Raw genomic sequence first — 7,953 nt, 5'->3', positions numbered from 1 at the left:
GTAGGAGAAGTGCCTCCCCCCTAAGACATACGGACGAGCCCCCGTGCGTCGTCCCGGGTCGACCCGGGGGCGGGGGGGTGGCGCCGCGGGCCCACCCGGCTCCAGCCCTCCCCGAGCGGGTCGACCCGGGCGGGACGGCGCCCGGGTCAGGTGCCGCGGGGGCCCGGCACCGGGGGTTGGGCCGGCAGGGAGGCCGTGCTCGGGCCCTCCGGTGCCCGCACGGGCGTGAGCGCGTCGAGGTCCAGCACCCGCACGTGGATGACGGTGCGCTGCTGCAGCGCCGCGCGCAGCGCCCGGTGCAGCCCGTCCTCGAGGTAGAGCTCGCCGTGCCACTGGACCGCGTGCGGGAAGAGGTCGCCGTAGAAGGTTGAGTCGTCGGCGAGCAGGGCGTCGAGGGCCAGCTCCCGCTTCGTGGTGGTCAGCGTGTCCAGCCGGACCTGCCGGGGCGGGATCATCGCCCAGTCGCGGGTGGACAGCCCGTGGTCGGGATAGGGGCGCCCGTTGCGCACGCCTTTGAAGATCAGGGGACCGACCTCCGCTCTCCGCCCCGGCCGGGGCACCGACCGTGCCCACCCTAGCGGCCACGACCGTGCCCCGCCCCCGTCCCGCGGGGCCCCGTCCACGGGCTCGCCGCGAGCCCGCGAGCGGGGGAGGACGACGCGCTTCCTCGCGTATGCTGGCCTGGCACTCTGTCCGTGCGAGTGCCAGGCCGGGCGTGTCCCGGGGCCGCCGCGGCCCCGCAACCCGGCGGTGCGGCACGGCACGTCGACCGGTACGGGGAGGTGTCACCGTGGCGCACGACGAACGCCGCCTGGAGGTGCTCCGGGCCATCGTCCAGGACTTCGTGTCGACCAACGACCCGGTGGGCAGCAAGGCCCTCGCCGAGCGACACGACCTGGGGGTCTCCCCGGCGACCATCCGCAACGACATGGCGGTGCTCGAGGAGCAGGGCTACATCACCCAGCCGCACACGAGCGCCGGCCGGGTGCCCACCGACAAGGGCTACCGGCTCTTCGTCGACCGGCTGTCGGCCGTGAAGCCGCTCTCCGCCGCCGAGCGCCGCGCGATCGAGCGCTTCCTCGACGGCGCCGTCGACCTGCACGACGTGCTGGGCCGCACCGTGCGTCTGCTCGCCCAGCTGACCCGCCAGGTCGCCGTCGTCCAGTACCCAACGCTCTCCCGCAGCGCCGTGCGCCACCTCGAGGTGGTGCAGGTCGCGGTCGGGCGGCTGCTGGTGGTCCTGATCACCGACACCGGGCGGGTCGAGCAGCGGGTCGTCGACTGCCCGCCCGACGCCGACGCCGCCGCCGTCCCCGAGCTCCGCGCGCTGCTGAACTCCGCGTTCGCCGGCGTGAAGCTGGTCGAGGCGGCCGACAAGGTGCCCGGGCTGCTGGAGACCGCGCCGTCGCACCTGCGGGGGCTGGTCGCCGCCGTCAGCGCCACCCTCGTCGAGACCCTCGTCGAGCCGAGCGAGGACCGCCTGGTCATCGGCGGGACGGCGAACCTCGCCCGGGGCAGCGGCACCGACTTCTCCGGCACGCTCCGACCGCTGCTGGAGGCCCTCGAGGAGCAGGTCGTCGTCCTCCGCCTGATGAGCGAGGTCGACGCCGGCACGGTGCTGGTGCGCATCGGCGAGGAGAACGCGCACGAGGCGCTGACCGGCGCGTCGCTGGTCACCGTCGGGTACGGCTCGGGGGACCGGGCGCTCGGCGGGCTCGGTGTCGTGGGGCCGACGCGCATGGACTACCCAGGAAACATGGCCGCGGTGCGAGCCGTGGCCCGCTACGTCGGCCACCTGCTGGCCGAGAGCTGAGGACGAGACTCTTCGATGGCGACCGACTACTACGGCGTGCTGGGCCTGGCCCAGGGCGCGACCGACCAGGACATCAAGCGCGCCTACCGGCGGCTGGCCCGTGACCTGCACCCCGACGTCAACCCCGACCCGGAGGCCAAGGAGCGGTTCCAGGAGGTCACCCGCGCCTACGAGGCGCTGACCGACCCGGAGAAGCGCCGGATCGTGGACCTCGGCGGTGACCCGTTCGACGCGGGGGCCGGGGGCGCCGGCGGCTTCGGCGGCCCCGGGTTCGGCGGCCTGGGCGACATCATGGACGCCTTCTTCGGGGGCGCCGCCACGCGCGGGCCGCGCAGCCGCACCCGGGCCGGGCGGGACGCGCTCATCCCGGTCGAGCTCGACCTCGACGAGAGCGTCTTCGGCACGACCAAGGAACTCACCGTCGACACCGCGGTCCTCTGCGACGCCTGCACCGGGGCCGGCACCGCCCCGGGCACCCACCCGGCGACCTGCGGCACCTGCTCCGGCCGCGGCGAGGTGCAGAGCGTGCAGCGCGGCTTCCTCGGCCAGGTCGTCTCCAGCCGCACGTGCCCGACCTGCACGGGCACCGGCCAGGTCATCCCGCAGCCCTGCCCCAAGTGCGGCGGCGACGGCCGCGTGCGGGCCCGCCGGACCCTCTCGGTGAAGGTGCCGGCCGGCGTGGAGGACGGGATGCGGATCCGGCTCACCGGCCAGGGGGAGGTAGGCCCCGGCGGCGGGCCGGCCGGCGACCTCTACGTGGAGGTGCACGAGCGCCCGCACGAGGTGTTCACCCGCGACGGCGAGGACCTGCACTGCCGGGTCACCCTCCCGATGACCTCGGCGGCGCTGGGCACCACGCTGAAGCTGAAGACCCTCGACGGCGAGGAGGAGGTCGACATCCGGCCGGGCACCCAGTCGGGCAGCGTGCTCACGCTGCGCGCTCACGGCGCGCCCCGGCTGCGCGCCACCGGCCGCGGTGACCTGATGGTGCACGTCGAGGTGCAGACGCCGACCAGGCTCGACGCCGAGCAGGAGAAGCTGCTGCGCGAGCTCGCCGCCCTGCGCGGGGAGGACCAGCCCGGTGGCGACCGCGAAGGGCAGGGCGGCCTCTTCTCCCGGGTCCGCGACGCGTTCCACGGGCGCTGACCGGTGAGCTCCGAGGCCCCCGAGCTCGACGGCGCCCCGCTGTTCCTGGTCGACGAGCTCGCCGACGTCCCGGAGCTGCTCGTCGACGGGCAGGAGGGGCGGCACGCCGTCGAGGTGCTGCGGCTGCAGGCCGGTGAGCGGGTGCGGGTCGGGGACGGCGCCGGCACCGTCGTCGACGGGGAGGTGGTCGCCGCCGGGCCGCAGGGGCTGCGGGTCGCCGTGCGGAACCGGTTCGAGGTACCCGCGCCCGACCCCGAGTTCGTGCTGGTGCAGGCGCTGCCCAAGGGGGACCGGGGCCCGCTGGCGGTCGACCTGGCCACCGAGCTCGGCGTCGACCGGATCGTGCCCTGGCAGGCCGCCCGCTGCGTGACCCGCTGGCGGGACGACCGGGTCGAGAAGGGCGTGGCCAAGTGGCGCGCCGCGGCCCGGGCGGCGAGCAAGCAGTCGCGCCGCCCGCGGCTGCCCGAGGTGACCGCGCCGATGAGCACCCGGGAGGTCGCCGGGATGCTCGCCGAGGCCGACCTCGCCGTCGTCCTGCACGAGCAGGCCCGTCGTCCGCTGGCCGAGCTGGCGGTGCCGGAGACCGGCACGGTGGTGCTGGTCGTCGGCCCGGAGGGCGGGCTGTCGGACGGCGAGGTCATCGCGTTCCACGCGGCCGGGGCGGAGCCGGTGCGGTTGGGCCCCGAGGTGCTGCGGACCTCCACCGCCGGCGCCGCGGCGCTGGCCGCGCTGTCGGTCCGCGGCCGCTGGGCCTGAGCGGTAGGGACTCCCGTGCCGGGGCCCGGGGCCCCGGCACGGGATGCAGGCTTACTCGTGGGTCGTGGCGGTCCGCAGGACCGCGGCGGACGGCGTCAGCAGCAGCGGCTGACCGGGTTGGCCTCCAGCTCGTCCATGCGCTGCCGCTCGAACTCCCGCCGGCTCATCGGTGTGTGCCCGTGGGCGGTGCAGTGCGCCAGGTACCGGTCCCAGCGCGCCTCACCGCTCCACTCGCGCAAGAACCACACCACCCCGCGCCAGGCACGGACGACGGCGTCGCCCCCGCGGACGGCGACCGAGCCGGTCACGGCCGGCCGCCGTCCGGGTGCTCGTCGAAGGTGCCGTGGGTACCGGCGCCCGCGCCGACCAGCCGGTCGTGCTCGGCCATCTGCTGCTTCTCCTCGGCGGTCGGGAACAGGCCCGCAGGCTCCACGAGGTTCGACGGGACCGCCGGCTCCTCCGTGGTGGGCAGGCCACGTGACCTGATCGCCTTCGCGATGATGACGGCGGCGTGGGCGGCCACGACCAGCGTCAGCAGCGCGAACACCCCCTGCAGGATGCCGTTGAGCGTCGAGTTGAAGATCACCTGCTCCATCTGTCCCTCGGTCGTGGCCGGTGCGAGCAGCTCACCGGCATCCCGCGCCTCCGAGTACACCGACGCCTGCTGGAAGTAGCCCACCCGCGGGTCGGAGGAGAAGACCTTCTGCCAGCTCGCGGTCATGGTGACGACGAGGTCCCAGGCCAGCGGCACACCCGTCACCCACGCGTACTTGAGCTTCCCGTGCTTGATCAGCAGCACGGTGCACAGGGTCAGCGCGATCGCGGCGAGCAGCTGGTTGGCGATGCCGAACAGCGGGAACAGCTGGTTGACCCCGCCCAGCGGGTCGGTGACGCCGATGTAGAGCACCGAGCCCCACAGGCCGACGACGACGGCGCTGGCGATGATGTTGCCCGGCCGCCACGACAGGTCGCCGAACTTCTTCCAGACGTTGCCGACGGTGTCCTGCAGCATGAACCGGCCCACGCGGGTGCCGGCGTCGACGGCGGTGAGGATGAACAGCGCCTCGAACATGATCGCGAAGTGGTACCAGAACGCCTGGCCGCCGCCACCGAACGCCTGGCTGAACACCTGGGCGAGGCCGACGGCGAGCGCCGGCGCACCGCCCGTCCGCGAGACCAGGGTCTCCTCCTGCACCGCTGCTGACGCCGCGGCGATGCTCTGCGCGGTGGTCTCGAACCCGAGGCCCTGCACGAAGGCGGCGGCCGACTCGGCCGTGCCGCCGGTGGCGCCGGCGGGGCTGTTCATGGCGAAGTAGAGGCCCTGGTCGATGACGCAGGCGGCGATCAGGGCGCTGACGGCGACGAACGACTCCATCAGCATGCCGCCGTAGCCGATCAGGCGGACCTGGCTCTCCTTGGCCACCATCTTCGGCGTCGTGCCGGAGGAGATCAGCGCGTGGAAGCCCGACAGCGCTCCGCAGGCGATCGTGATGAACACGAACGGGAACAGCGATCCGGCGAAGACCGGTCCGGTGCCCTCGCGGGCGAAGTCGGTGACCGCCTCGGCCTGCAGGACGGGACGGGCGATGAGCAGGCTGACCGCCAGCAGGACGATGACGCCGATCTTCATGAAGGTCGACAGGTAGTCGCGCGGGGTGAGCAGCAGCCACACCGGCAGGACCGAGGCCACGAAGCCGTAGACCACCAGGGCGAGGACCAGGAACTCCCGGGAGAGGGTGAGGGAGTCGCCGAGGGCGGTGTCCTGGATCCAGCCGCCGGCCACGATCGCCAGGAGCAGCAGCGCGACGCCGATGCCGGTCGCCTCGAGCACTCTCCCCGGTCGCAGCCGGCGGAGGTAGATGCCCATGAAGAGCGCGATCGGGATGGTCAGGCCGATCGAGAAGACGCCCCACGGGGACTCGGCCAGCGCGTTGACCACGATCAGCGCCAGCACCGCCAGGATGATGATCATGATCGCGAAGACCGCGATGAGCGCCGCGATTCCGCCGACGAGGCCGATCTCCTCGCGGATCATCTGGCCGAGGCTCTTCCCGTTGCGCCGCATCGAGAAGAACATGACCGTCAGGTCCTGGACGGCGCCGGCGAAGATGACGCCGACGACGATCCAGATCGTGCCGGGCAGGTAGCCCATCTGGGCCGCGAGCACGGGGCCGACCAGCGGGCCCGCGCCGGCGATGGCGGCGAAGTGGTGGCCGAAGAGCACCCGCCGGTCGGTGACGTCGAAGTCACGGCCGTTCTGCAGGCGCTCGGCCGGCGTGGCCCTGCGGTCGTCGGCGCGCAGCACCCGGTAGGTGATGAAGCGCGAGTAGAAGCGGTAGGCGATCGCGTACGAGCACAGCGCGGCGAAAAGCAGCCACAGTGCCGAGATCGTCTCCCCACGGGCCAGGGCGAGGACGCCCCAGCAGACGGCGCCGACCAGGGCGACCGCCGTCCAGATGAGCACCGACTTCAGCGGGGGGCGGCTGCGGCCGGTGGCCGAGGGTCCGCCGCCTCCGCCCGGGTCCGTCATCGTCATCGTCCCGGACATGTCTGCCTCCCGCCCCTGCGGTGCCCCCGTCGGCACCGGCGGGCAGAGCATAGGGAGCGGGGAACCGCTCGGGGGCCCGTACCGGTCCGGAATCGTCCGCGGCGCCGAGGGCGAGGTCCGGCGCGGTCAGCGCAGGAGGGCGCGGGCGCGGGCGCCCACGAGGTCGACGGCGCTGGCGGGCCGTGCCGCCGACGCGCACCCCGCCGAGTTCCGGACGGTCACGTTCTGGGCACGCTTGCCCCACCCCTGCCGGAAGCGCGGGCGAAGGTGCCTACTGTGACCCCCGTAACCAGCCGACCGGCTCCGGTCGGCCCACGACGCCCGGGTGCCTCGGACCGGCCCGTCCGCCAGTGACGCGCGGCCGCCTCTCCGCGGCCGGCGCGGTCGTCGTGCTCGACAAGGGAGAGACATGCGCACCAAGCTCCACACCGTCGCCGCGGCCGGCGCCGCGGCCCTCCTCCTCGCCTCCTGCGGCTCCGGTGAGTCCGAGGGCGGGGACACCGCCGCCTCGGGCGGCCTCACCGGCGAGGGCACCGGGGAGTCCTGCACCATCGAGGGCGAGGTCCCCCTCGGCGCGGTGCTCAGCCTCACCGGCGCCGCGGCCAGCTACGGCGAGTCGCAGCAGCGCGGCCTGGAGCTCGCCGCCGCGGAGCTCGCCGAGCAGGGCGGGGTCACCTACGACCTCACGATCGAGGACGACCAGACCGATCCCCGCCAGGCGATCACGCTCTTCGAAGAGTTCGTGAACGACGGTGCGAGCCTGATCATCGGGCCCACCCTGTCCAACGCCGCCGTCCAGGCCGACCCGATCGCCCAGGAGGCCGGCGTCCCGGTGCTGGGCATCTCCAACACCGCCGCGGGCGTCACCGAGATCGGCGACTACATCTTCCGCGACTCGCTCACCGAGCAGGCGGTGATCCCGCAGACGATCGCCCAGGCGACCGAGCAGTTCGGGCTCGAGAACGTGGTCGTCATGTACAGCAACGACGACGCCTTCACCGAGTCCGGCTACGAGGCGTTCGCCGCCGCCCTCGAGGACGAGGGGGTGGAGATCAGCGAGACGATCACCTTCTCCAAGGCCGACACCGACTTCCGCGCCCTGCTGACCCAGGCGCAGGAGAGCGACCCCGACGCGCTCGTCGTCTCGGCGCTGATCGAGGCGGCGGTGCCGCTGGTGACCCAGGCCCGGGAGCTGGGCATCGACGTGCCGATCATCGGCGGCAACGGGTTCAACAACCCGACGCTGATGGCCGACGCCGGTGAGGCGGCCGAGGGCGTCGTCGTCGGCGCCGCCTGGAACTCCTCCTCCGACAACCCCGAGAACCAGGCGTTCCTCGAGGCCTACGAGGCCGAGTACGGCGCCCAGCCCGACCAGTTCGCCGCCCAGGCCTACACCGGGCTGAAGCTGGTCGACCAGGCCGTGCGCGCCAACTGCTCCGCCGAGCGCGACAGCATCCAGGAGGGGCTGGGCCAGATCGAGGACGTGCCCACCGTCCTCGGTGAGTTCTCCATCGACGAGAACCGCGACGCCGACCACCCGGCCGTCGTCCAGGTCGTCGAGAACGGCCAGTTCACCGTCCTGGAGTGACCGCCCCGTGGGGGGGGGGGGGGGGGGGGGGGGGGGGGGGGCGGGGCGGGGCGGCCGGGGGGGGGGGGGGGGGGGGGGGGGGGGGGGGGGGGGGGGGGGGGG

At 74.0% G+C, this 7,953-nt stretch carries 7 protein-coding genes; 4 read left to right on the top strand and 3 right to left on the bottom strand.

Annotated elements, in window-relative coordinates; genetic code table 11:
- Nucleotides 1-146 precede the first annotated feature (146 nt).
- Nucleotides 147-560, bottom strand: coding sequence for a type II toxin-antitoxin system VapB family antitoxin (locus ACI79P_RS21580; RefSeq protein WP_456583111.1), 414 nt, complete (start codon nucleotides 558-560; stop codon nucleotides 147-149).
- Between the two features lie 230 nt (nucleotides 561-790).
- Here ACI79P_RS21580 and hrcA point away from each other — a divergent pair, with 230 nt between their 5' ends.
- From hrcA to ACI79P_RS21565, 3 genes are read left to right on the top strand one after another with little or no spacing between them, the layout of a single operon-like run.
- Complete coding sequence (gene hrcA / locus ACI79P_RS21575) at nucleotides 791-1,813, top strand: heat-inducible transcriptional repressor HrcA (RefSeq protein ID WP_456583110.1); 1,023 nt, start codon at nucleotides 791-793, stop codon at nucleotides 1,811-1,813.
- A gap of 15 nt (nucleotides 1,814-1,828) precedes the next feature.
- On the top strand, nucleotides 1,829-2,959 hold the full coding sequence (gene dnaJ, locus ACI79P_RS21570) for a molecular chaperone DnaJ (protein ID WP_456583109.1): 1,131 nt from the start codon (nucleotides 1,829-1,831) through the stop codon (nucleotides 2,957-2,959).
- A gap of 3 nt (nucleotides 2,960-2,962) precedes the next feature.
- A complete protein-coding gene (locus tag ACI79P_RS21565; protein ID WP_456583108.1) occupies nucleotides 2,963-3,715 on the top strand; it encodes a 16S rRNA (uracil(1498)-N(3))-methyltransferase in 753 nt (250 codons plus the stop codon).
- Nucleotides 3,716-3,810: 95 nt separating this feature from the next.
- Here the strand turns inward: ACI79P_RS21565 and ACI79P_RS21560 are convergent, their stop codons facing one another.
- A complete protein-coding gene (locus ACI79P_RS21560; protein WP_456583107.1) occupies nucleotides 3,811-4,023 on the bottom strand; it encodes a YbdD/YjiX family protein in 213 nt (70 codons plus the stop codon).
- Nucleotides 4,020-6,263 carry a carbon starvation CstA family protein gene (locus ACI79P_RS21555; protein ID WP_456583106.1) on the bottom strand — a complete coding sequence of 748 codons (2,244 nt, stop codon included), beginning with the start codon at nucleotides 6,261-6,263 and terminating at the stop codon, nucleotides 4,020-4,022. The genes ACI79P_RS21560 and ACI79P_RS21555 overlap by 4 nt, the downstream gene beginning before the upstream one ends.
- 409 nt (nucleotides 6,264-6,672) lie before the next feature.
- Here ACI79P_RS21555 and ACI79P_RS21550 point away from each other — a divergent pair, with 409 nt between their 5' ends.
- The gene (locus tag ACI79P_RS21550; RefSeq protein WP_456583105.1) at nucleotides 6,673-7,851 is read left to right on the top strand and encodes an ABC transporter substrate-binding protein; all 1,179 of its coding nucleotides are present in this window, start codon (nucleotides 6,673-6,675) and stop codon (nucleotides 7,849-7,851) included.
- Nucleotides 7,852-7,953: the final 102 nt, after the last annotated feature.

The sequence above is a fragment of the Blastococcus sp. SYSU DS0510 genome, from assembly GCF_054050835.1.
Note: the sequence above shows the minus strand (reverse complement) of the source record. Positions and strands in the feature narration are given on the sequence as shown.

What these genes read in the sequence shown, in the direction of transcription:
- dnaJ (WP_456583109.1), top strand. Translation starts at nt 1,829, where the DNA reads ATGGCGACCGACTACTACGGCGTGCTGGGCCTGGCCCAGGGCGCGACC.
- ACI79P_RS21550 (WP_456583105.1), top strand. Translation starts at nt 6,673, where the DNA reads ATGCGCACCAAGCTCCACACCGTCGCCGCGGCCGGCGCCGCGGCCCTC.
- ACI79P_RS21555 (WP_456583106.1), bottom strand. Translation starts at nt 6,263, where the DNA reads ATGTCCGGGACGATGACGATGACGGACCCGGGCGGAGGCGGCGGACCC.